The 23,745-nt window shown below is 36.1% G+C and carries 16 protein-coding genes; 10 read left to right on the top strand and 6 right to left on the bottom strand.

The features are described 5' to 3' along the window. The first annotated feature begins 8 nt into the window (after positions 1-8). Both DLK05_RS02530 and DLK05_RS02525 read left to right on the top strand, forming a co-directional pair. Complete coding sequence (locus tag DLK05_RS02530; RefSeq protein ID WP_127342414.1) at positions 9-1,961, top strand: glycoside hydrolase family 97 protein; 1,953 nt, start codon at positions 9-11, stop codon at positions 1,959-1,961. Positions 1,962-2,917: 956 nt separating this feature from the next. Next, positions 2,918-5,983: an ATP-binding cassette domain-containing protein gene (locus DLK05_RS02525; protein ID WP_127342413.1), complete on the top strand. Its 3,066-nt coding sequence runs from the start codon at positions 2,918-2,920 to the stop codon at positions 5,981-5,983. 176 nt (positions 5,984-6,159) lie between these two features. Here the strand turns inward: DLK05_RS02525 and DLK05_RS02520 are convergent, their stop codons facing one another. Both DLK05_RS02520 and DLK05_RS02515 read right to left on the bottom strand, forming a co-directional pair. Continuing rightward, positions 6,160-6,741, bottom strand: coding sequence for a peroxiredoxin-like family protein (locus DLK05_RS02520; protein ID WP_127342412.1), 582 nt, complete (start codon positions 6,739-6,741; stop codon positions 6,160-6,162). Between the two features lie 787 nt (positions 6,742-7,528). Then, on the bottom strand, positions 7,529-7,942 hold the full coding sequence (locus DLK05_RS02515; protein ID WP_127342411.1) for an OsmC family protein: 414 nt from the start codon (positions 7,940-7,942) through the stop codon (positions 7,529-7,531). A 266-nt stretch (positions 7,943-8,208) separates the two neighbouring features. Here DLK05_RS02515 and clpB point away from each other — a divergent pair, with 266 nt between their 5' ends. The 7 genes from clpB to DLK05_RS02480 all read left to right on the top strand — a co-directional run bounded on the left by clpB (position 8,209) and on the right by DLK05_RS02480 (position 18,860). Then, positions 8,209-10,800: an ATP-dependent chaperone ClpB gene (gene clpB, locus DLK05_RS02510; protein ID WP_127342410.1), complete on the top strand. Its 2,592-nt coding sequence runs from the start codon at positions 8,209-8,211 to the stop codon at positions 10,798-10,800. 324 nt (positions 10,801-11,124) lie between these two features. After that, positions 11,125-12,558 (top strand): ADP-dependent glucokinase/phosphofructokinase, encoded by a 1,434-nt coding sequence (locus tag DLK05_RS02505; RefSeq protein WP_127342409.1) that lies wholly within the window; start codon positions 11,125-11,127, stop codon positions 12,556-12,558. Between the two features lie 765 nt (positions 12,559-13,323). After that, positions 13,324-13,611: a citrate lyase acyl carrier protein gene (gene citD / locus DLK05_RS02500; RefSeq protein ID WP_127342408.1), complete on the top strand. Its 288-nt coding sequence runs from the start codon at positions 13,324-13,326 to the stop codon at positions 13,609-13,611. Next, positions 13,611-14,507 (top strand): HpcH/HpaI aldolase/citrate lyase family protein, encoded by an 897-nt coding sequence (locus DLK05_RS02495; protein ID WP_127342407.1) that lies wholly within the window; start codon positions 13,611-13,613, stop codon positions 14,505-14,507. The genes citD and DLK05_RS02495 overlap by 1 nt, the downstream gene beginning before the upstream one ends. 68 nt (positions 14,508-14,575) lie before the next feature. Further along, the gene (gene citF / locus DLK05_RS02490) at positions 14,576-16,135 is read left to right on the top strand and encodes a citrate lyase subunit alpha (RefSeq protein WP_127342406.1); all 1,560 of its coding nucleotides are present in this window, start codon (positions 14,576-14,578) and stop codon (positions 16,133-16,135) included. Between the two features lie 74 nt (positions 16,136-16,209). Next, positions 16,210-17,607, top strand: coding sequence for a triphosphoribosyl-dephospho-CoA synthase (locus DLK05_RS02485; RefSeq protein WP_127342405.1), 1,398 nt, complete (start codon positions 16,210-16,212; stop codon positions 17,605-17,607). A 179-nt stretch (positions 17,608-17,786) separates the two neighbouring features. After that, the gene (locus DLK05_RS02480; protein ID WP_127342404.1) at positions 17,787-18,860 is read left to right on the top strand and encodes a [citrate (pro-3S)-lyase] ligase; all 1,074 of its coding nucleotides are present in this window, start codon (positions 17,787-17,789) and stop codon (positions 18,858-18,860) included. Positions 18,861-18,893: 33 nt separating this feature from the next. Here DLK05_RS02480 and DLK05_RS02475 read toward each other — a convergent pair whose 3' ends face one another. From DLK05_RS02475 to DLK05_RS02460, 4 genes are all read right to left on the bottom strand, one after another. Beyond that, positions 18,894-19,214, bottom strand: coding sequence for a PQ-loop repeat-containing protein (locus DLK05_RS02475; RefSeq protein WP_127342403.1), 321 nt, complete (start codon positions 19,212-19,214; stop codon positions 18,894-18,896). A 62-nt stretch (positions 19,215-19,276) separates the two neighbouring features. After that, complete coding sequence (locus DLK05_RS02470; RefSeq protein WP_127342402.1) at positions 19,277-20,839, bottom strand: response regulator; 1,563 nt, start codon at positions 20,837-20,839, stop codon at positions 19,277-19,279. A gap of 9 nt (positions 20,840-20,848) precedes the next feature. Next, a complete protein-coding gene (locus DLK05_RS02465) occupies positions 20,849-21,199 on the bottom strand; it encodes an STAS domain-containing protein (protein ID WP_127342401.1) in 351 nt (116 codons plus the stop codon). A gap of 15 nt (positions 21,200-21,214) precedes the next feature. Further along, complete coding sequence (locus DLK05_RS02460; RefSeq protein WP_127342400.1) at positions 21,215-21,670, bottom strand: Hpt domain-containing protein; 456 nt, start codon at positions 21,668-21,670, stop codon at positions 21,215-21,217. Positions 21,671-22,002: 332 nt separating this feature from the next. On the opposite strand from DLK05_RS02460, the gene DLK05_RS02455 reads away from it, so the two are divergent. Then, positions 22,003-23,745, top strand: coding sequence for a PD40 domain-containing protein (locus DLK05_RS02455; protein WP_127342399.1), 1,743 nt, complete (start codon positions 22,003-22,005; stop codon positions 23,743-23,745).

Below are 23,745 nucleotides of genomic sequence, written 5' to 3'. Positions count from 1 at the left end.
AACAAGCTATGAATAAAAAGCTAATCTGTTTGCTTTCGCTTTGCCTGTTTATTGGGGTAACATACGCAAAGGAATATAAACTGCAATCGCCAGATAAGAAAACAATTATTACGGTTCAGGCGGGAAAAGAATTAAGTTTTACCGTAAAACACAATCAGTCTCTTTTGATTGATACCACCTTCATTGCCATGGAACTCGAAGGGGGAAGAATATTGGGTGAAAATCCGGTAGTAAGAAAAAAGAGTACTAATAATGTAAATCGGGAAATCAAACCTGAGATTTGTGAAAAAAATAAAATCATAACAGAGAATTACAAGGAGTTAAAATTATCCTTTGAACAAAATTTCGATCTTGTATTTCGAGCTTATAATAATGGGATTGCCTATCGGTTCGAAACTCGATTTCCTGACGAGATAACAGTAAAATCGGAAACCAGCAGTTTTAACTTCCCCGGTAACAATTTGGTGTATTGGCCAAGGGAAAGAAGCTTTCACTCCAACAATCAGGTTTACTACGATTTTAGCTCTCTTGGGGAATTGTCTTCCCGGGATTTGGGTAGTCTTCCCGTGCTAATGGATACTGGCGACGGTCCTAAACTGGTGATTGGAGAAAGCAATCTGGAAGATTATCCCGGTATGTGGTTCAATGGGGCAGAAGGGAATTCATTGCATGCAAGCTTTCCGGCCTATCCTGACAAAACCGAACAGGTGGGCGACCGGGATGTTTTTGTAAAGACAAGGAAGAATTTTATTGCCAAAACAAAGGGAACCAGAACTTTTCCATGGCGATATGTTGCTATTGCCGACAAGGATGGTGATTTGATCACCAATCAAATATCCTGGTTATTGGCCGATACTTGTGAGATTAAAGATCCATCGTGGATTAAACCTGGTAAGGTAGCCTGGGATTGGTGGAATGCTAACAATGTATATGGTGTGGATTTTCGTGCTGGTGTAAATACCGAGACCTATAAATATTATATCGATTTTGCAGCAGAATATGGATTGGAGTATATCATCATGGATGAAGGATGGTATGAATTGGGTGATTTATTGAAGATTGTTCCCGAAATAGACATGGAGGAACTAACCAATTATACCAAAGAAAAAGGAGTGGGAATCATCCTTTGGGTGGTATGGAAAACTTTGGACGATCAATTGCAGGAAGCTATGGATCAGTTTCAGAAGTGGGGTATTAAAGGTATTAAGGTGGATTTTATGGATAAGGACGATCAGTGGATGGTGAATTATTATCACAAAATTGCGAAGGAAGCAGCCAAACGTAAACTGCTGGTTGATTTTCACGGATCGTACAAACCTGCCGGAATCCGAAGAAAATATCCTAATGTTTTGACCCGTGAGGGGGTTAACGGTGGGGAGCAGGACAAGTGGAGTATGCGTCAGACTCCGGAACACAATCTAATTCTACCATTCTCGAGAATGGTAGCCGGACCTATGGATTATACACCTGGTGCTATGAATAATGCACAGAAGAAAAATTTCAAGCCTATTTTTAACCGACCTATGAGTATGGGAACGCGTTGTCACCAACTAGCCATGTATGTGGCATATGAAAGTCCGCTACAAATGCTGTGTGATAATCCTTCTAATTACAGAAAAGAACCGGAATGTATGGAATTTCTTTCAGCGGTTCCTACTGTGTGGGATGAAACAAAGGTATTGGATGCCAAGATTTCGGATTATCTGCTTATTGCCAGAAGAAAAGGGAAAGATTGGTATATTGGTGCCATGACCGATTGGGACAAGCGGGAGCTGACTGTGGATCTTTCCTTCCTGAAAAAGGGAAATTACAAAATGGTTTTGTACCAAGATGGTATCAACGCAGATCGTTGTGCAATAGATTATAAAAAAGTAATTGAAGAGGTGTCTTTTAAGGATAAAAAAATCATTCATTTGGCACCAGGAGGTGGTTGGGTGGCTAAGATTTCACCTTTAAATTAACACAAAGAAAAATCCCGGACTCTCACCCCCGGGATTTTCTCTAACCACTAATTACTAACCTAAATTTAATCTATGAAAAAACTCTTACTTGTTTTGTCTGGTACAAATATAGGCTGTGGTTTCGTTAATTGGATTGAAGAAAAGTTAAAGAAATACAAAAGTGAAATTTGGTTTTCAACTACCAGAGATTAATGCAAAGAAAAATCCCGGACTATGAACCCCGGGATTTTCTCTAACCACTAATTACTAACCTAAATCTAATCTATGAAAAAACTCTTACTTGTTTTGTCTGGTACAAATATAGGCTGTGGTTGCGTTAAGGGGATGAAACAAAAGTTAAAGAAATACAAAAGTGAAATTTGGTATTCAACTACCAGAGATTAATGCAAAGAAAAATCCCGGACTCTCACCCCCGGGATTTTCTCTAACCCTAATTACTAACCTAAATCTAATCTATGAAAAAACTCTTACTTGTTTTGTCTGATACAAATATAGGCTGTGGTTGCGTTAAGGGGATGAAACAAAAGTTAAAGAAATACAAAAGTGAAATTTGCAGGTTAAAATACCAGAGATGTATGCAAAGAAAAATCCCGGACTATGAACCCCGGGATTTTCTCTAACCACTAATTACTAACCTAAATCTTTAATCTATGAAAAATACTATCTATTGTAGTACATTACAAATGTAGATCATTAATTAGTTAAGGACTTTAAATAAATGTTAAAAATCATTAAAAGGTATTGTCTTGTAATAAGATAGGGGATGTGTGATAACCTTTGTTTCTTTTCTGTCGAGCATACTTGAAAGTTCTTAATTTTAAGAATCTCTTCTACTATTTAGCTTGGTAGGGAGTGATTATAGGAGAAGCTTGGTAACATAAAATCAAATTTTTCCATTGCTCAGGGAAATTACCTAAATTAGTGCCTTATCAAAATAAATACCCGAATATAACCACATGAATGAATCTGTACTGAATGCCTTAATGCAGCTGTTCGCCATTATTGTGGATGAACAAAAGGTTGGCTTTGAAATTGCTGCCCGAGATGTGGTAGCGCAATATTTAGAAAAACAATTCAGTAAAGAATGGTTAGAACGTTATCTGGATGATTTCGATCAGTATTTAAAAGAATCCTATTACGATAACGATGATAAAGACTCCATAAGAAACAAGCACAAACAAGTGGCATCCATATGCTCGAAATTAGTGGAAGAAGTTGAGCAGGAACAGAAGGTATGGATTATGCTTCAATTGCTGGAGTTTATTGATGATACGGAATTTACTGGTCCGGAAGAGCTTGATTTTGTAAAGACTGTCTCCAAAACCTTTAAAATTCCAAAAGACGAATTTGAATATAGCAGACAATTCATCATCGGAGATGAATACTCCATTTTATTTAATCAATATCTTCTTCTTGTTGATAGCAACGAAAAGTTTGAACATGAAGTTGTAAAGCATATTTATAGACCAAAGCTTAGGGGTCGGATTTTTATTCTTCATCTGGCAAGCACCAATACTTTTCTAATGAAGTATTTTGGTGAGTATAACTTGTTTTTGAATGGGCATAATATTAAGCTGGACAGATCTTATATCTTATCTTTTGGATCTGTGATACGAAGTCAGCGTATTGCCCCAATCTATTATTCACAGATTTCATCGGTTTTTATTGAGCGAAAAAATCTTATGGATATAGAGTTTGTCGTTCGAAATGTGGAATTTAAATTCCCCGGATCTAATAATGGAATATATCCGGTGAGTTTCGAGATGGAATCAGGGCAATTGATAGGCGTGATGGGAGGTAGTGGTACTGGAAAATCCACCTTGCTTAATGTTTTGAATGGTAATCTGCCACTGAAGCAAGGTAATATATACATTAATGGCTACGATCTGCATGCAGATGCAGAAAAACTAAAGGGTGTTATTGGATACGTACCTCAGGAAGATTTACTCGTGGAAGAACTTACGGTATATGAAAATCTTTATTTTAATGCCAAGTTGTGCTTTGATAAGACATCTGCTGAGAAAATTGAGGAGATCATAGATCAGACTATAGAGAATTTTGATTTGGTGGAAGCTCGCGATTTAAAAGTGGGCGATCCTATCAACAAGGTGCTTAGTGGAGGACAGCGAAAGAGATTGAATATTGCCTTGGAGTTGATGCGACAGCCATCGGTATTATTTGTGGATGAGCCAACATCCGGACTATCGAGTATGGACTCCGAAAAAGTGATGTATCTGCTAAAAAGGCAGGTTATTAAAGGGAAATTGGTGCTTTGCAATATACATCAGCCATCTTCAGATATTTTTAAGCTGTTGGATAAACTGATTATTATGGATCATGGTGGGAAAGTGATTTATTACGGAAACCCAATTGATGCAGTAGTCTATTTTAAAACGCAAAGTAATTACGTAAAGCCAGATGAGAGTGAGTGTTTGACTTGCGGGAATGTGAATTCGGAACAAATACTTCGAATTGTGGAAGCTCGTATGATGAACGAATACGGTAAGCAAATCAGGAAACGGAAACGAAGCTCTGATGAATGGTATGAGAAGTATCAGGAGAATATAGAAAGTAAAAATCCCGTGAAGCGTCCACGAAGAAAAAAAATAATTCCGAAGAATTATTTTAGTATCCCCGAACGATTCGAGCAGTTGAAGATCTATCTGTCCAGAGATATTAAATCTAAAATCAGTAATCGGCAATACATGTTGATTACACTATTGGAAGCTCCCGTTTTGGCAGTTATCTTGGGGTATTTTACGAAATATATCAGCGGTACCAGCGACAATCCGAATGCTTATATCTTCTCTCAGAATGAGAATATTCCTTCTTTCATTTTTATGGCTGTTGTGGTGGCTTTATTTTTAGGTCTGATTATATCTGCCGAAGAGATCTTACACGATAGGAGAATCATGAAACGGGAATCCTTTTTGAATTTAAGCCGATCGAGTTACCTCAACTCAAAGGTGATTATCATGTTGCTTATTTCGGCTATACAGACTTTTCTATTTGTGATTATTGCCAATACCATTTTGGAGATTCAAGGATTAACATGGGAGTATTGGCTGGTGCTTTACACTGCATCGGCATGTGCTAATTTAATTGGATTGAATCTTTCGGCAGGACTTAATTCAGTTGTTGCTGTTTATGTTTCTATTCCTTTTATATTAGTTCCACAATTGCTTTTTTCCGGAGTAATAGTCAATTTCAATAAATTGCACCCTGCTATAACCACTCAAAAGTATGTGCCAATAGTTGGAGATTTAATGACCTCGCGTTGGGCTTATGAAGCTTTAGTAGTAGAGCAGTTTCGAGATAACGAATTCGAAAAACAATTTTTTGATTACGATCAGAAAATGAGCGAAGATTCCTATCGTTCTTCTTTCCTGATTCCGAAATTGGAGCAAACCTATAAATCCTGGTTGCAAACGGAGGAGGATAATAAATTTAAGCTTTTGAAGACTGAACTACGTAAATTAGCTGATCAGTATTTTATGCCTTCCGATTTGGAATTTTCCAGAATCGGCTTGCGTCATTCTTCTAAAAAGATATTCAGCTGGCTCAATAATATAAAACAATCTGGTTGGGTTGAATACAACCATATGTCGGAAAAAAGAGATCAGAAATATGATTCGCTTGTCAACCAGTATGGAGGTAAAAAACAGGTAATCAATTACAAGCAAAAATACTACAATGCAGCTATAGAACAGATAGCTCTTAATCGGCTCGAATTAAAAAAGATCATCGAATACAAGCAGGAATTGATTCAGCTAAAAGACCCTGTTTTTCAGATTCCAACCAGCAAAAATGGTAGAGCACAACTTTATGCTCCGCGAAAAAGACTAGGTAATTATTTGATTGACACTTTCTGGTTTAATATTGTAATTGTATGGCTGACTACCATTATATTTTACCTCAGTCTGTATTTTGATGTGTTGCGCAGATTGCTGGTATGGATAGAGATATTCTGGGTGAAAATCCTTCCTGAAGGTGATTTACGTATTACCAGAAAACGACAATAATGTTGAAATAAGCAATTAACTTAGCATTTGTTGAGTCTGAAAGGTTCTAATTCCATAACCAGGGGCATCGCCCCTGGTATACCGGAGCTGTAAGTCATCAGCCTGAAGGGTTGAAATATGTCAGGTCTTCAGGCTGAATTAATTTTCATTGCTTCCCCTTATTTTGTCAATATTATTTACAAATGCATTAAAATTTCTTTTGGAGTAGAGCGGTTTTTGTAATCCGGATCATACTGAAAGTATTTAACGATACCATCTTTACCAATCACATAAGTTGCAGGAACAGGTAACATCTGGTCGCTGTTTCCATTCGATTTTGTCAGATCGATACCGTATTCTTTATATTTCTCCTGCAATTTCTCAGGTAATCTAAAATCAACACCATAGGCCTTCATGATCATAGCATCCTTGTCGTAGAGAATGGAGTATTCGGCTTTTGTTTTTTCTACTGTTTTGCTGATGCTCACAGGTATTTCAGGAGTGATGGCAACCAATCGGGCTCCTGCTTTTTTAAAATCAGCAACATGATCTTCTAACAGTTTTAAATGCTTATTGCAGTATGGGCACCATTCACCTCTATAGAAAACAACAATCAGTTCTTCATTATTCAAGATGTCCTGACTGTTTATCAGATTACCATTTTGGTCAATAGCACTGAATTTAGGTGCCATTTGTCCAACCAGTACACTGCTCTTTTCTCTCTGCGAAAATCCGGTAAGACTACTTAAAAAGAAAATTGCAACCATTAAATGTTTCATATCTCTCGTTTTATATTTTTAATAAAATACAAATTACTCTTTTATTTTGAATTGATCTAAGGTAGGCTGTGTTTGCTGACGTTAAAGTTTTGTTAATTCCTGGCTTAAGACCAGACAAATAGGAGGTATGTTACGGGGAGATTGTTTTATGGAAGCGGCAGTATTGCTTTTCAATATCTTTAGAATACTTTCGATCGTGAATTGAATTTTAAATCCAGATACATTTGTTATTGAAGAATCTAAATGGAGTAAGAGGGAATAGATATTTAATGATGAAAAGGATGTCGGATTTCACTCCGGAGCCATTTTGTATATCGAAAATGTATGCGGATTTTGCTCCGTGCCCATTATTGCCGCACGAAGACCCCTCGGATTTTACTCCGGAGCTATTTTGTATATCGAAAATGCATGCGGATTTCGCTCCGTGCCCATTATTGCCATACGAAGCCCCCTCGGATTTCACTCCGGAGCCATTTTGTCTATTGAAAATGTATGCGGATTTCGCTCCGTGCCCCCTTTGTGTTACACGAACACCCCTCGTATTTCACTCCGCAGCCATTTTGCACATTGAAAATGCATGCGGATTTCGCTCCGTGCCCATTTTCTACGTAGTAAATGCATGCGGAATTCGCTCCGCGCCCCCTTTGTGTGATTGCTAGCACCAGTAAAATGGGGAAAACTATTAATAATGCCGTGTTAAGTTGTAGGTGTACCGCAAAATAGAAGTAGGGAAACAAAAAAATCCCTTGTGCAAACAAGGGATTTTTAAGGATCAAATATTTAAGACCTATGCCATTTGTAACTTTTTAATAGTATAAGTGGTATTCACTCCTGCTTGATGGAATAATACACCTACAGGGCAAAGTTTAAGCGTATTCTCCAAGCATTTTTCAATTTTTGAATCACTTGCTTCGGTGTTAATTCTTAATTCTATTTCCACATCTGTAAATGTAGGGGCATCCTCTTTTTGCAATCCTGTAGCATCTACTTCCAGTGCATCGAATTCAATTCTCATTTTTGTAGCCACCATATTAAAAATGGTATTAACGCAGCCCGAATAGCTCATTAAACACAATTCAAAGGCAGTTGCTCCTAGATCCGTTCCTCCTTTTCCTTCCGGAACATCCATAACCACTTCGTGACCTCTGTTGTTTGTTGCATTTAAGGACATTCCTTTTGTCCAGCAAGTTGTTGCTTTCATATCTTGATTTATTTATTTTGAAAATTTAAGATGGTAAATATATAAATAATCTGATGTGGTTAGTTTATTGAGAATATAGTTCTTTAACATGAAAAAATAACAGGGAAGTCTAAAATAATATGTCAAATTGACATTGGTTGACTTGTTGAAAATGTCAAAATTGCAGAATAAATGAAGAAATGATATGTTGGCAAATAATTTGGAGCAATGGAGATGCAAATCAATCCGTAAAGTGTTTGGATGGTAAATTAAAAAATCACAAAAAAATGAACTTCAATAATTTTACAATTAAATCGCAGCAGGCAATCGAAAAAGCATTTCAAATTGCCTCGGGAAAACAACAACAAGCTGTGGATACCGGTCACTTGCTGAAAGGGGTATTGTTGGAGGGAGAAAATGTAACTTCCTTTTTACTCAAGAAGCTAGGGGTTAATACTCAAAATTTCGATTTGGTTTTGGATCAGATCCTAGCATCCTATCCTAAAGTGAGTGGAGGAGAACCCTATTTGTCTCGTGAAGCAACAAAAGCATTGCAGTCAGCTACGGATATTTCAGCAAAAATGGGAGATCAATTTGTGTCGGTAGAGCATATTCTTTTAGGACTTCTGGAAACAAAGGATCAAATTGCCCAGATGTTAAAAGATAATGGCATTACAGGTAAAGATTTGAAGATGGCTATTTCAGATTTAAGGAAAGGTGCCAAAGTAGATTCTCAGACTGCCGAAGATACCTTTAATAGTTTGAAACGTTTTGCCATAGATTTGAATGAACGAGCCCGAAATGGTAAACTGGATCCGGTGATCGGCAGGGATGAGGAAATCCGAAGAATTCTTCAGATACTATCGCGTAGAACAAAGAATAATCCAATTTTAATTGGAGAACCTGGTGTCGGAAAAACTGCCATTGCAGAAGGTTTGGCACATAGAATCATCGCAGGAGATGTGCCGGACAATTTAAAGAATAAACAAATTTTTTCTTTGGATATGGGAGCATTGATTGCTGGTGCCAAGTACAAAGGGGAATTCGAAGAGCGATTAAAATCGGTGGTGAAAGAAGTGGTGGAGTCGAATGGTGAAGTAGTCCTTTTTATCGATGAAATTCACACTTTGGTTGGAGCTGGTAAAAGCGATGGCGCCATGGATGCAGCTAATATTTTAAAACCTGCTTTGGCGCGTGGCGATTTGCGGGCTATCGGTGCTACAACCTTAAATGAGTATCAGAAATATTTCGAGAAAGACAAAGCGCTTGAGCGGAGATTTCAAAAGGTGATGGTGAATGAACCGGATACTTTGAGCGCCATATCTATTTTACGTGGATTGAAGGAGAAGTATGAAAATCATCATAAAGTACAAATTAAGGATGAGGCCATCATAGCGGCAGTTGAATTGTCACAACGCTATATTTCTGATCGGTTTCTACCGGATAAAGCTATTGACCTGATAGATGAGTCGGCTGCTAAGTTGCGATTGGAAATGAACTCATTACCTGAGGAATTGGATGAGATCGAACGACGAATCAAACAATTGGAAATTGAACGTCTGGCCATTCAGCGTGAAGGCGATAAGAAAAAACAGGAAGATCTGTCGAGAGAAATTGCCGAATTAAACGATGAGCGAAATCGCTACAGAGCTAGATGGGAAGCAGAAAGAGAAGTGATTGATGGTATTCAGAAAAGTAAGGAAGAATTAGAGAATTTAAAGTACGAAGCAGAGAAAGCAGAGCGTGAGGGAGATTACGGTAGAGTAGCCGAAATCAGATATGGAAAATTGAAGGAGGTGGAAGCCAATATCGAAAGCCTGAATAAACAGCTTAAGGCCAATCAGCATTCTGATGCTTTGATCAAAGAGGTGGTGAGTAGTGAAGATATCGCTGAAGTGGTTTCGCGTTGGACTGGTATTCCCGTGAATCGGATGCTGAAATCAGAACGTCAGAAGTTGTTGGGTTTGGAAATGGAGTTGCACAAGCGTGTTGTCGGACAGGAGGAAGCAATAACCGCTGTAGCCGATGCAGTACGCCGTAGTCGTGCCGGATTACAGGATATAAGCCGACCAATTGGTTCCTTCATATTTTTAGGAACTACCGGCGTTGGAAAAACGGAGCTGGCAAAAGCTTTGGCTGAATTTTTATTCGATAACGAAAGCCAGATGACCCGAATCGATATGTCGGAATATCAGGAAAGACATTCTGTTTCCCGATTGATTGGAGCTCCTCCGGGATATGTGGGATATGATGAAGGGGGACAATTGACCGAGGCTGTTCGCAGAAAACCTTATTCTGTTGTCCTACTCGATGAAATAGAAAAGGCGCATCCTGATGTGTTTAATATCTTGCTGCAAGTGCTGGATGATGGTCGATTAACCGACAATAAGGGTAGAGTGGTAGACTTTAAAAATACTATCATCATTATGACATCCAATGTTGGTTCGCCACTAATTCAGGAGAAAATCGAACGAATGAATGAGGAAAATAGGGAGGAATTATTACAACAGGCAAAAAGTGAAGTACTGGACTTGTTGAAGAAAAGTATTCGTCCGGAGTTTCTGAATAGAATTGATGAAACCATTGTATTCACTCCACTGGATTTATCGGATGTGAAACGTATCGTGGCATTGCAATTCGAAATCATAAAGACCATGCTTGCGAAGAACGATATTCATATTCAACTAGGTGATGCTGCATTAAATTATCTGAGTAATCTTGGTTTCGATCCGCAATTTGGAGCCCGACCCATAAAAAGAGTATTGCAAAGGCAGATTCTTAACGAATTGTCAAAGCAGATTCTATCCGAGAGTATTACTTCCAATCAGCAAATCCTGATTGATGTGGAGGGAGATAATTTGGTTTTTCGAAACCTTTGATGATTTGCAAGCATACATTTAGAAGTACTATGAAGGATGTTCTTTGGGGGACGTCCTTCCTTGCTATTAGTTATGATGCTTTCAATGGTATAATACAAGTTTCGGGAAATTCAAAAAGATAGTAGAATAGATTGCATCTTTTTGTAATAGATTGACTTATTAGGTTTTAAAATAGTGATTTGTATTTATGAAAATGCAAACCATTGCGTTGATTTTTTAATGTTTTTTGGTACTGATTTTCCTAATTTATCGAATTATTAATTTCCTTTGCCTTTAATATCATAGCGATAATAACTAGAAATTATAATAAAAAATCATACCTAAATGTCAACATCCGAATTAAAATCCAAATGGCTTGAGAATTATAAAACAGCTCCGGCTCAATTGGAGAAAATGAGTCATATTAACGGCTTAATAAGTGCTTTTAACGCTAATGTTGATGCAGTAATCAAAGTGAGTGGTAAAAATATCGAAAAGCTCATTAAGGAGAATAGTTTGAATGTTGAGGCTATTATTTCTGATGGAGCGAAAGCGATTCGTACAAAGGAAGACGCCATCAGAGGATTTTTGAATTGTTTTAAATCAGGTATTGCTGAAGAGTGGTTGATTGAAGAAGTTGAAGTATTCGAATGGCTGAACAAGAATGTGGGCTACGATAAATTGCAAATGGGCGGACAAGGTGGAATTGTTGCCAATGTAATGGCTGTTTGTGGTGTGAAACAGGTATATGTTCATTGTGCTTCTGCTCCACAAGCACAAGCTCAGCTGTTTTTAGATCTTCCTAATTTGCTTACAACAAATGAAAATGGGGATCTGACTCAGGCTTCGAAAGTGAATAGAGCTTCCGAAAATGCTCTAATTCATTGGATTATTGAATTTGACAAAGGAGATTCAATAAGTATTGATGGGGAAACTTATATTTGCCCTAAATCAAACCGATTTATTGCTACTTACGATCCATTAAATTTTAAATTACATGTGGACGAGAACTTCGATAAACGAATGGCTCAAGAAGATGTAAATCCTGAATATATCATTTTATCGGGTTATCAAATGCTTCACGAAACACTTCAGGATGGAACTACTGGTGCCGATCGCATTGATTTGTCTAAGGAGATGATTGCAAATTGGAGAAAATCCTGTCCGGATAATTTATTGCATTTGGAAATCGCTTCCACACAGGATAAGGTGGTAAGAAAGCACCTAATTGATAGTTTGGTGGAAAGTGTGGATAGCGTAGGTTTTAACGAACGAGAGCTAATTGATATTTTAGAAGTGATAGGAGAAGAGGAATTGGCCGAGGAGTGCGAAAAGAATACGAATGCTTCCAATCTATTTAAAGGTATGTTAAAGATTTATGAATATACCAACTGTCCTCGTATGCAACTGCATATGTTTGGTTTGTATCTTACCTTGCAAAAGAAAGGATTTAGGATTACTCCGGATCAAAATAGAAATGGAATGCAGTTGGCAGCAACTGTAGCCGCCGCTAAGGCAGGAACTGGTGCCATCGATACTAATGAAGTGCTGCTTTGGGCTAAGGACCATGAAGTTTCTGAGATCGGTTTAAATGAATTGGAGAACTTGAGTAATTTGGTATCTCAACAGTTTGGGGCTAACAAACTAATGGAAACAGGTATTCATTCAAATGATGAATTCGAAATTATAGCAGTACCAACAATATTGATTGAAAAACCGGTAACCCTGGTAGGAATGGGCGATACCATTTCATCTGTTTCCCTTGTCGGTGCAAGATAAGTAACACGGATTTACAGATATTTGCTAATCAGAAAGCTGAATAAATAATCCAATCCGGAAGATAGAAATATTAAAGGGGTAATTGAGTTTAGACTTGATTACTCCTTTTTCTATTTAAGATAAAATACTACTATAATATTTTGATTTACTAGATACATCCTTAAGCAAAAAAAGCATTCTAGTTGCATTAACGGAAGGTATTGATTGTTCTATCCTAAAAATATATTCATTGGTAATGTCATTATTCAATTTGATAAAAATAGAGGAGAGGTTTTGTTAAAAACCCAGAAAACGTTTGCGTAAACTGAATATTTACACTTATATTGCGACAGATTTAAGAGAAAAACAAACTTTTACCATTTGTGATCTCTATTAATCACACCTTTAATTTATCTTTGGATAAGTTTAGACTAACCACTAACTTATTACTAACAATTAAGGTTCTGCATTTATGCAGAACCTTTGTTGTGTTTGCTAATATTTCAATAAATTGAGCTTACAAACATCGATATTAAAATTGAAAAGAGTGTAAAAACTCATTTGAGACTTGATTTTTATACAATTTAATTATAAATGTAGAAAAACAACTAATAGTCATTGATGGTAATAGCTTGAGGAATAGTGTTTTGAGAACTCTGTTATAAAACATTGTAGCATTAGGGAAAAAAATCTTTAAAAGTGCTTTGAATTCTATCGAAAGTCACTAAAATTTGCACTATTAAAATTATCACTACACAACTATATTTAAACAAATATTTACAACGCATGACACCAAAGTTTAAAGCGCAAGCCGGAACTTTTGAATCAAGTGATATTATGATCTTGATTGAGCCTGTTCAGCCGGATACCGGTCGCCAGGTCGATATATCTTCAACGGTAATATTGCAATTTGAAGCAGATATTACCAAAACGATAATTCAAGTTCTGGATGAACTGGAAATTAAAGATGTACATCTTATCGCTAAGGATAAAGGTGCGCTCAACCAAACTATAAGAGCAAGAGTGGAAACTGCTATTAAAAGATCGTTAGGAATTCAGAAGGGAACATTGTAATGGCTAAAAAGAAAAGAAGATCGATGTTATACATCCCGGGGAACAACCCAGCCATGATTCAACAGGCCGGAGTTTATGGATGTGATGCAGTTTTACTGGATTTGGAAGATGCTGTGGCATTAAACCAGAAAGATGCCGCTCGTATTTTGGTGAGAAATATGTTGCAAACAGTTAATTTTTACGACACAGAAGTTTGTGTTCGTGTAAACAACATGCATACTCCTTTTGGATTGTCCGATTTGGAAGAAATCGTTCCCTTGCAGCCAGATAATATTCGTTTTCCAAAAACGGAAACTGTTGAGGATGTTAAGGAATTCATGAAGGAAGTTCGCCGAATTGAGTCGGAGCATGATATCGAAGAGCCTAGCATGACGATTCATGTGATGATTGAGACTGCTAAAGGAGTGGCAAATGTTTATGATATTGCTGCGGCAGACCCTCGTATTGATGCAATAACTATTGGTGGACAAGATTTGACTGCTGATATGGGAATTATAAAAACTCCTGATGGAGTAGGTATAGACTATGCTCGCAAGCGAATCGTGATGGCTGGAAAAGCTTATAATTTAGATGTTTTAGATACTGTTTTTGCAGATGTAAATGATGAAGAAGGATTAAGGGAGGAAACTGAGTATATTAAGAAAATTGGTTTTGCAGGCAAAGCACTCATCAATCCCAGACAGGTTGATGTGGTACACGAGGTATTTAATCCAACCGAAAATGAAGTTCGAAAATCTTACCGCGTTTATTCTGAATATATTAAGAATAAAAAAGCTGGTATTGGTGTTTTTGCAATAGACGGAAAAATGGTAGATGCTCCTGTAGTACAAAGGGCAATTACAGTTTTAGAATATGCAAATATCGATTTAAAGGAAATCGAAAAAAGTGTCGGGTAATTGGATTTTAAGTGGAAAATAATTTTACTTGAAATCAGATCTATTTATGACATCTAAAAGGTAAACAAATGAAAAATGCAATTGGAGTAGAAATTCCAGAATATATAGAAGGCTTGGGTAAGCTTGAACCATTCCAGGGCGTATGGAAAAGTATTATCGAAGATGAGGTGCCTGTTACAAATATCTCCCGAACGTTAAAAGCGAAAAAGCCACATACATCTAAACTGTGTGATACTTTAGAGGATGCAATAAAAAAGTGCAATCCTTTTGACGGTATGACCGTTACTTTTCATCACCATTTGCGGGGTGGAGATCATGTATTGATGGCTACCATTAAGATTTTAGATCAATTAGGAATCAAGGATATTACTTTGGCTTCTTCGTCGCTAACTTCCGCTCATGATGGATTGGTTCCATACGTGGAAAAAGGGATGATCACAAAAATATTTACCTCTGGTATTAGGGGACAATTAGGGGAAATTATTTCAAAGGGAAAATTGAAATATCCAGCCATAATTCACTCTCATGGAGGTCGTGTTCGTGATTTCCTTACCGGAAGAATTAAGCCAGATTTGTCGGTATTGGCCGCTGCCGCTGCTGATGAAGAAGGAAATGCAACCGGTGCTCACGGGCCGTCAGCTTTTGGGTCAATGGGATATGCTGATATTGATGCCAGATATTCAAAAAATGTAATTATCGTTACTGATAATTTGGTAGAATATCCTTGTGTTCCTTGTACTATACGTCAGCATTTTATTGACTTTGTAGTTAAGGTAGATAGTATTGGTGATGCAACGAAAATTGCTTCTGGTACTACGCGTATAACCAAATCACCAATGGATTTGCGGATTGCAAAAATTGCAGCTTCTGTTATCGAACATTCTGGTTTGTTTAAAAATGGAATGTCCTTTCAGGTAGGAGCTGGTGGTGCTTCTTTGGCTGTTGCTAAATTTCTTCGTGAGGATATGAAACGCAAGGATATTAAAGGAAGCTTCATGATTGGTGGGGTAACTTCCTATGGCGTTGATATGCTGAATGAAGGATTGTTTCATTCTATTTTTGATGTTCAATCTTTTGATGCTGCCGTTAGTACTTCGGTATTAAATAACCCTAATCATATAGAAATCACCGGTGATCAGTATGCGAATGCTAACAATTGTGGCTCGATGACCAATAAATTAGATGTGGTTGTTCTTGGTGCTTTAGAGGTTGATGTTGATTTTAATGTGAATGTTATAACAGGTGCATCCGGTGAAATTCGTGGTGCTTCAGGAGGGCATTCTGATACTGCATCCGGTGCAAGTTTAACGGTTATTGTTTGTCCTTCCTTCCGAGGTAGATTGCCTATTGTTCAGGATAGGGTACACACCGTGGTAACACCAGGAGAAAGCGTTGATGCAATTGTTACAGAAAGAGGCGTTTGTGTGAATCCTTCGAAACCAAATCTGGCAGCTGCCTTAAAAAAGGCAGGTGTAAAGGTTGTGGATATTCGTGATCTTAAAAAGGAAGTGGAGGAGATGACTGGTTTGCCCGCGGAGAAAAAACTTGGGGATAAAATAGTTGCTCTGGTAGAATACCGGGATGGAACGATCATCGATGTAATATACAATGTGGAGAATCTTTCCTAAAGTTATCTGAATGAATTAATAAAAAGTTGCACCCTAATTGTAATTCTACTTTTAGGGTGTAATTTTGTGAAGGAATGGATACAGTATTGCAAAATATATTAGAAGCCAAAGAGCAAAGAGCCAAAGCAAGGCAAAAATTTGCGGATCAAGGGAATGCTTCTCTGAGCTTCAGTCTGAATATTCCTGGCTACCCTAAATCAAATTCACTCTTCAAGCACTTTTTTGATTCTTGTTTGAATGATTTGAAAATATTCTTATTGTCCTATCGGATTAATATCTGTGAAGAAGAGGAAATAAATCATGAGGATTGTGCAGGAGAGTTTTATTTGACACCAGTTTTATTGGAAGGAAATGAGGCTACAGATATTAAAAGGATAACAGAAATTTTTGAGGAGGAACATCCGTTAGGCAGACTTATAGATGTGGATATTACGGATCAGAAAGGCAATCCTGTATCTTCAGGTAAGGCAAAAGCTTGCTATTATTGCAATTCGCATCCTGCTGTTTATTGTATGAGAAATCAAGCTCATGATTTGAATGAGCTAAGGCAAAAAATTAGTAAGGATATTAATTTATATTGGAAGGAGAAGGAGAAAGAAAGAATCTCTAAAGACATTGCAGCAGAAGGGTTAAAAGCACTTTTGCACGAAGTTGCACTTACTCCAAAACCTGGATTAGTGGATCGGGTATCCAATGGTTCTCATACAGATATGGATTTCGGTACTTTTTTGAATTCAAGTGCTGTTCTTTCTGTTTATTTTAAAGAAATAGTCGATTTTGGATATACTTTTTCCGGAGAGCATCTTTCGGACGCGCTACCTAAATTAAGACAGGTGGGGATAAGGATGGAACAGGATATGTTTATCGAGACTAATGGTGTAAATACGCATAAAGGAGCCATTTTTTTACTGGGATTTTCTCTGTTTATTAGTGCTTATCTTATCGCTCAGGGAAACTTTTCTTACCAGAAATTTGTTGAAATAATTAAAGATCTTAATGGAAATTTAGTCGATAGGGAACTTGTTCGAAGAATGTATCCAAATCAAAAGACTCATGGAGAGGAGTGTTTTGACAAATTTGGTGAAAAAGGAAAAGGAATAAGAGGAGAAATTCAAGATGGATTACCAACTGTTTTTAAATATGCCCTTCCGGTATTAAGAGGGAGTTTTGATAAGGTGGAGGTATTGACAGACAAAATACTTCAAAAGGGACTTACGCTTGCATTATTGTCTATAATGGCAAATAATGACGATAGCAATATATTATATCGTAAGGGAGAGAACATCTTGGAGGAACTAAAGGAGAAATCACATCAAGCATATATTACTCGAGAGATTCGTTTTTTTGAATTAAAATATCAGGAGTTAATTGAGTATTGTCAGGTAAATCATATATCACCTGGGGGATCAGCAGATTTACTTGCAGTTTCATTGTTTCTCTATAAGATTAATAGGCGATATGGGAAATCATGATGAATACAAAAATAGGAGGAATATTCAAAAAACTTTTATCATGTTTTTGGGGGTCCTCAGAACCTTTGAAACATATTCAAAAAAATGTGTTTGTCATTAAAATCTCATAACATTGAATAGTATTTAATAGCATAATAGATCACACAAAATATTTAGTAAATAAACTAACGGAAAAAGGGATGGGAGTTGAAAATACGGATTATCGGGAAGAATCTTTAGATTTAATTAACCCGTTTGATATAAAATTGGTTTCTGAATTTCTGGAACCTCTTGGATTTGATTTTGATCCTCATGATGTGGATTATACAATGATATTGTACAATTTAAATGGAGAGGTGATCGGAACAGGATCACACAAAGGCAAAGTGCTTAAATACGTAGCCGTATCACCAAAATTTAGAGAGGGTGCTGCCTTCGCTCAAATTGTTACCCATCTAATTGATAGAGTTATTTTAAAGTTTAAGCACATTTTTGTTTATACTAAACCTCGGAATTTAGAGGTATTTAAAGGACTTGGATTTACTGAAATTGCAACTGCGGAGCCTTTGTTTTCGGTTTTGGAGTTTGGCTACGAAAATATTAAAACTTACCAGGATTATTTAAGATCACTCAGAAGGGAAGTAACTGTTGGCAATATTGCAGCTGTTGTTGTGAATTGTAATCCTTTTACCAAAGGGCATAAATATTTAATCGAAAAGGCCTGTAAGGAAAATAGATTGGTTTATCTTTTTATTGTTGAAGAAGATCGTTCCTCTTTCACATTCAATATTCGTTGGAGATTAATAAAAGAGGAGTTAGGTCATATTGACAATTTGATCATGGTAAAGGGGGGAGATTATGTAGTTTCTGGAACGATATTTCCTTGTTACTTCTTAAAGGAAGAAAAACAATGTGATATTGCTGCGAAGCAGGCTGAATTAGATGTGTTAACTTTTTTAAGATATATTGTTCCAATTTTAAATATTAATAAGAGATATGTTGGAACAGAGATGTATTCTCCAGTTACTGCAGCCTATAATGAGGCAATGTTGAAACACTTGCCTGCAAATGGGGTCGAAGTTTTGGAGATACCTCGTATTACTTGTGGTGGGGATAAAAATTATATATCAGCATCTAAAGTTAGAGAAGCTATACGGAAAGATCGATTGGAAGAAATTCTGGATTTTTTACCTCAGTCGACTAAGAGTTTTTTGCTCTCAGATGAATCAAGAGAAATTCGGGAGAAAATTAAGAATACAGTGACCAGACATTAATTTATAAAGCCGAATTTCTATTCGGCTTTTTCTTTATCTGTTATTCTTTTTGATTCTATGCCTTAGAATAGCTAAGGTGGTAGGTTTTGTATTGTAGGTGTACTTGGCAAAAAGTAAATAGAACAATAAAATAAGATTGAAAATATAGTTGAAGTATAGTGGAATATGATGGATGTTGCTGGCAAGATCATCAATGATTATATAAGTAAAAGTAAATACTTCTCCCCAAAACCAAAGCCATAAAAACAATTCGTTTAAATCGTCTGTTTTTCTGGTTTTAAAAGTGTGAATTACTTGTGGTAGCGCACAAATTGCAAAAAGAAGACTACCTATCCATCCAATGATATCATTCATCGCAGCTAATTTTATTTCAATGGCAAAAATGATAAAAATATTGGATATAAAGGCGAAAAGAATTAATTTCTTTGAATAATCATAAGTGTTCTATCATCATCGAAATTTGATACGTTGAATTCATGAGTAAGTTCTTCCTCCATCTTTCTGGGCGATAGATTTTTTTCTTCTTTATTTTGTTCTAAAACAAAAAATATAGCATCATCCCCAATCATTTCATTATTCTTGTCATTGGTAGCTTCTGTAAAGCCATCAGTATAAAATATCAGTTTGTCTCCTTGCTGGAAATCGTGTACCAAACTTTGGTATCTGGCATCTGGAATAACGCCCAATAAGGTTCCAACAATATTTAATTGAGAGATGGTTTTGTCAGCACCATTGAAGTAATAAGGGCGGAGAGCACCAGCAGAAGCAACACTTATTTTATTTGAAGCTGTGCAGATGGATATTATACTAAGAGTTGTGAAAACCTCGGTTAGTTTTAAATCTTTAAATACGTATTGGTTAATAATTTCAAGAAATTTACCAGGGGATGCTACAAAATCGAATTCTTTTCTGTTTAAAAAAAAATTAATGGTACTTCGTATATAGGCAATGTAGGCAGGTACGAAAAACCAGGCATCCCATTTTTTACCCATTACATCGCCCAAAACAAAAATTTTTCGATTTTCATCTACTTCAATTATTTCATAATAATCCCCACCGGGTAATTTATCATATGGTTCGTGCAATATTTGAATATTGTAATCTCTTACATCTAATTCGTAATCATTTTCACAACGTATTGGAGATCTTTTTGCTGCTGTATTTAATGCGTTTAGATACTTGTTCTTTAAGATAACCTCTCTCTGTATATCTGAATTTATTTGATGAATAATTAGTTTAGAGGGTAGTGATTTATAAAGATAAGTGTTGATTTGATAGTTGAGTAAGGAGTCAATTTTTTCTGTATCCTGCGTGTCCGATAATAGAAGGCTTACTGGAATATGTTGAGATACAATTTCCGTTATCTTTTGAATAATATCCATAGCCCAGTTTGCATTATCATCGATGATAATACCCCAGGTATTCATCTCCTGTAAAGCCATAAACAGATCAGTATCTGTGTAAACAACTTTTATTTTTGTTTTGATATATTTTCGCGACAGAGGGAAGGGTTTAATCCGATTTGCACAATAAATCAGACTTCCTTTATCGAAATTTATATTGTTTTTACGGGCACCATTTATTAGATCTGCTCTTAAATAGGCTTTTTTAAGATGAGATTTTATTTTAGAAATGAAGATCTTCTGCTTGATGGGTTTGGTGATGAAATCGTCTGCACCATCATTTAAATTTTTGATCCAGGTCTCCTCCTCATTGTTTCCTGAAAGAAAAATAAAAGGTGTGTGTTTGTATTCTGGAGATTTTCGAAAGTGACGTACCAACTCGTTGCCATCCATTAATGGCATATACAAATCAGAAATAATTAAATCGAAGTGTTGATTATTAGCATGTTCGATAGCTTCTTTTCCATTTTTTGCAAGTGTAGTTTGATAACCTAATCCCTTCAGGGTAAACTCAATAAACTTTAGGATAATTACGTCATCGTCAACAACTAGAATATGTGGCGAAGCATTGGCCATATTGGCGATTTATTCTACAGATGAAAAGCTATTGATACAAGCTGAAGGATCTTGCAGAATATCAAATATTGAATCTAATTGCATCAATTCGATCAATTCCATAACATCCCTATTGATATTGCATAATTTAATTTTACTGTGATGTTCTTTTGATGTTTTAAGAGCGGATAATAAAGCTCCAAATCCTGAACTATCTATAAAATTTATGGCCTCAAAATCCACTACAAGTTTGGATTCAGGCTGCGTAAGAACTTCATTCATCTTTTCTTTAGCTATATTGGCATTCAGGGCATAAAGACGATTGGTTTCACCTAATTTCATTATAGTAATAGTATCAATTTGTTTGGTTTCTATATTCATAGCTTAATTAATAATTTAAAGGTGTTTTAAAGTATATTGAAGTTCCTCCAAGGCTTTCGGACATTGATTGAGAAAACTTTCAACAAGTTCGGGTATTTCTTTTAAATCAACATCACTTTTTGTTTCATACATCACATTGCGCCAGTATTTTTCCTCTTCAGGGCTAAACTCGATACCTTTTTCTTTTTTTAGCTGTAATTCAAATTTAAGATTTCCTTTTGAATAATGTTCTAATTTTTCTAGACATTCTCCCATATATTCCATTCCCATCGTTCGAACCGAAGATTTTGCCTTGTGGGCAATGGCCCCAAGACCATTCCAGTCTTGTAATTCGAAATGAGTTGAAATTTCTTCTTCAAATTCAGGGATTTGTTCGATGAAAATTTCAATCATTTCCTCGATAATGCTTTTGTCATTCCCCGACATTTCTTTCAAATAGGATAAATCAATAATATTTTCGCTTTGGGTCATATTTAGAAGGTTGATGTGATTATGTTGATGTTTGAATCCGAATCTATTGAACTATTTAAAGAATAATTTCCTTGCTATTCACTAATAAATTTCACATTACTTATTAGAGTACATATAATGCAATAATACTAATTAATTTTTAATTTACCTATTAGCAAAAGGACGCAGTAATACTATAAATACTTAGTTTTTATTCTGTTTCAAGTCTGGTGATTTTATGATTTAAATTATTCTTTTTTTAATTAATCTTCCTTTTAAAAGTTTTGCCCTTCAATAATGCTCAGATTTCTTTAAATTAGAACCATCTTTAAAAAAATCTAAACTCTAAGAATATGAAGGGACTTTTTTACACGCTCATTTTGTTAATATTCCTAATGTTTGGCAATACCCTATATGCCCAGGAGTTATTGCCTATTAATAAATCTGAATTTGTTCAGAAAATACCGGAACGAAAAATAGCTTATTCTAAAATAAAGGAAGCAAACAAGTTATATGCTAAAGGATTGGGTTATGTAGGGAAATGTTTAGATTTATTGCTGGAGGCTTATGATACGAATTCGGAAAGTCCGCAATTGAATTATAATATTGGGATTTGTTATTTGATTAATGGACCGAAGGATAAGGCATTATCATATATGCTTAAAGCTGATTCATTACAGGCAAATCTTAGGTCGGATGTTCATTTTTTTATTGGTTTGGCATATCAATACCAAAATAAGTTTGGTGAGGCAATTGTTCAGTTCAAAATGAATCAGGAATTAATTCAACAAAGCAATGAATCCATTTCGAAAGAACTGATGAATTTATGCAACAAGCATATTGATGAGTGTAGGAATGGGAAAATCTTCATAAAACAGATTGGTGCTGAAAAAATAGAATTGCTTTCAGGGAATGTAAACACCAAATACGATGAGTTTAATCCTTTTGTATTTTCCGGCAACTTTTATTTCAGCTCTCGTAGAGGAATCGAGAGTCAAGACCAAAGATCTGTTCAGGATAATAAATTTTACGAGAAAATATATAAAGCTAAACTTACTGATGGAGTGCTTGGTAAATCTATCGCTTTAAATACTAAATTCGACAAAAAATCGAATGTTGCGTTATTGTCTAAATATTTGAATAATCAGTTTGTTGTTTATGCTGATAATTCCGGGAATGGAAATCTCTTTTATGCTGATAAACGGAATGATAAATGGAGGTATTTTAAACCTGTATCATTCATAAATGAGAAATCTTCTAGGGAAAGTTCTGCCAGTTTCACCGATGATGGGAAGGAAGTATATTTTGTTAGTAACCGGAAAGGTGGATTTGGGGAATGTGATATATATTTTAGTAGTAGAGATGATGAGGGGAAATGGTCGAGGCCAATGAATATTGGAGCTGAAATTAATACAGAATATGATGAAGGAGATGTGTTTGTTACTTCAGATGGAAAGGAATTGTATTTTAGCTCGAAAGGACATAATTCAATGGGAGGATACGATATATTCAAGTGTAATCGTGAGGAAAACAATAGGTGGGGAAAACCGGAAAATTTGGGTTTCCCAATTAATAGCACGGATAATGATATTACTTTTTTTAAAGATAAACTAGGAGTATTCTATTTTGCATCCGAACGGAGTGGTGGATTAGGCGGCTTTGATATTTATAGACAAAAACAAAAAACCGAGCCTCTGGTTGTTAATGAGGAAAAACCTGTAGAAAAGAAAACCACTGCATCAGTAGAAAAGAAAATGATAACACCAATTGCAACAATTGTAATTGATCCACCCTCAAAATTAATAGAGAAACCTGAAAAACAGGAATTAGCGCTGGAAGCTTTTGTCTATAGGGTGCAAATTGCAGCAAGCCACAAGGAGATGGGAACTGTTGAACTATTCAAAAGATATAAAGGAGGAGATGTTATAGAGCATTTATTTGTGGGAGGATGGCATAGATACACTATTGGCGGATTTAACACATACGAGGAAGCGGCCAAATATAAAGACTCCTGTGGCGTTCCAGATGCTTTTGTTGTTTTATTTAAGGGAGACTATAGAATCGGTTTTACCCATCGAACAGGTGCTGTAAAGTAG

Origin of the sequence: Ancylomarina longa, assembly GCF_003996985.1 — a bacterium.
In the GTDB taxonomy this organism is placed as follows: Bacteria; Bacteroidota; Bacteroidia; order Bacteroidales; family Marinifilaceae; genus Ancylomarina_A; species Ancylomarina_A longa.
This window is presented reverse-complemented; position numbering and strand designations above follow the sequence as displayed.